Source organism: Rhodoplanes roseus, from assembly GCF_003258865.1.
Taxonomy (GTDB): Bacteria; Pseudomonadota; Alphaproteobacteria; order Rhizobiales; family Xanthobacteraceae; genus Rhodoplanes; species Rhodoplanes roseus.
This window is the reverse complement of sequence record NZ_NPEX01000545.1, coordinates 1-1,710: the sequence shown is the minus strand read 5'-3', so window position 1 is coordinate 1,710 and position 1,710 is coordinate 1. Positions and strand designations below refer to the sequence as shown.

2 protein-coding genes are annotated in these 1,710 nt (G+C 71.3%); one reads left to right on the top strand and one right to left on the bottom strand.

Features of this window, described 5'->3' with window-relative positions; translation table 11 throughout:
* Positions 1 to 136: 136 nt before the first annotated feature.
* Complete coding sequence (locus tag CH341_RS31120) at positions 137 to 1,015, bottom strand: LysR substrate-binding domain-containing protein (protein ID WP_111423537.1); 879 nt, start codon at positions 1,013 to 1,015, stop codon at positions 137 to 139.
* Between the two features lie 196 nt (positions 1,016 to 1,211).
* On the opposite strand from CH341_RS31120, the gene CH341_RS31115 reads away from it, so the two are divergent.
* Positions 1,212 to 1,613, top strand: a complete 402-nt coding sequence (locus CH341_RS31115; RefSeq protein WP_245431336.1) for a DUF1127 domain-containing protein — start codon at positions 1,212 to 1,214, stop codon at positions 1,611 to 1,613.
* Positions 1,614 to 1,710 lie beyond the last annotated feature (97 nt).

Genomic DNA, 1,710 nt, shown 5'->3' with positions numbered 1-1,710 from the left:
TTTGGCGCGCCCCGGAATGACGGAGCAATTCTGCAAAGCCTCCGCCTGCGCGGAGCACGACGAAGGAGAGGCTGCGGACCTCGAGCGAGCGCCTATGGGGTCGAGCCCGCGCATGACGAGAGCGACACGCGTCTCCTCACTCCGCCGCGGCGCCGGCGGAGAGATTGTCGAGCGACGAGACGATGTGGCCGGCGAGCGCGTCGGCGAGCGCCGAGGGCTCGTGCGGATTCCTCAGCAGGCCGATGCGGCAGGGCGGCAGCTCGGGGAAGCCGTCGGCCGGGGTGAGCACGCGCATGCCGGGGCGCAGGCCGGAGGTCGGCAGCACCGAGACGGCGAGGCCGGCCAGCACGGCGGCCGAGATGGCGCCGGCGTTGCCGCTGGAGAACAGCAGGCGATGCGTCCGCCCCATCGAATCGAGGCCCTGGATCGCCGCCTCGCGCCAGTTGCAGGTGGGCCGGCCGAGCGCCAGCGGCAGCGGCGTGTCGAGATGGGTGGCGTGGCGATTGGACGTCACCCACAGCAGCCGCTCCTGGCGGAAGATCTCGGAGGCCCGGTAGGCGCCGCAGCTCGTCACGATGGCGATGTCGATCTCGTTGCGGTCGAGCCGCACGATCAGATCCGAGGACGGCTCGCAGAACACCGTGAGCTCGACGCCCGGATAGACGCGCGAAAAGCGCGCCATGATCTCGGGCAGATAGCGGTCGGCATAGTCGTCCGGCACGCCGAGCCGCACCCGGCCGGTCAGCTCCTCGTCGCCGAAGGCCGAAACCGCCTCGACGTTCAGCCGGACGATGCGGCGCGCATAGTCGAGCAGCCGCTCGCCGTCCTCGGTGAGCTTGGACATGCGGCCGTCGCGGGCGAACAGCGGCCGGCCGATGCGCTCCTCCAGCCGCTTCATCTGCATCGACACGGCCGACTGGGTCTTGTGGACGATCTCGGCGGCGCGCGTGAACGAGCCGGTCTCGGCGATCGCCACGAAGGTGCGGAGCTGGTCGACGTCGAGCAGGGTGGTCATCGCTGGTCCTCGCCCGACCTGCCGGGCCCGCCCGGCGGTCTCGGCCGGTGCCTCACGCCGGCTGGGGAACTCATCAGCATCAATGATACCTCAGATTAAAAACATTCGTTTCTGTCATCAATGCAAAAATGGCAGTGTCCCGGCTTCGGCAACCGCGCGGCTTTTCGGGTGGCGTCCTCGGAGGTGGACGTCGACGATGTCGCGCCGCCATCACCAGGAGGTCGCCATGACGGCGCTGTCGCCCATTCGCTTCGTTCCCCTGCCCGGCCTGCGGGCGATCGTCACGACGATCGGGACGGTGGCGATGCGCGCCCGTCATCTCGCCGAGGCCGTAAAAAATCGCCGCGAGGCCGCCCTGCTGGCCGGGTTCAACGACCGCATGCTGTCCGACATCGGGCTGACCCGCGGCGACGTCGCCGACGCCTATGCGGAGCCGCTGTGGCGCGACCCGACGCTGCTTCTGGCGCGGCGCGCCGGCGAGCGGCGACAACCGCGCCGGCGTCCGCCCGGGGCGCGGCTGCACCGCCTCTTGGTGGCGCCGCCGCTGGTGCCGGCCGGCGACTGTCCCGAGGGGCACGAGGCGCCGCGGGCGCTCTGACCGGCACCGCGCGCGTCCCACGGCACGGGCGCGCCGGCGCGTCCGTGACGCGGCGCACGGTCGACAAGCGGTCGGCCGCGTCCCTATCCTGGCCTCC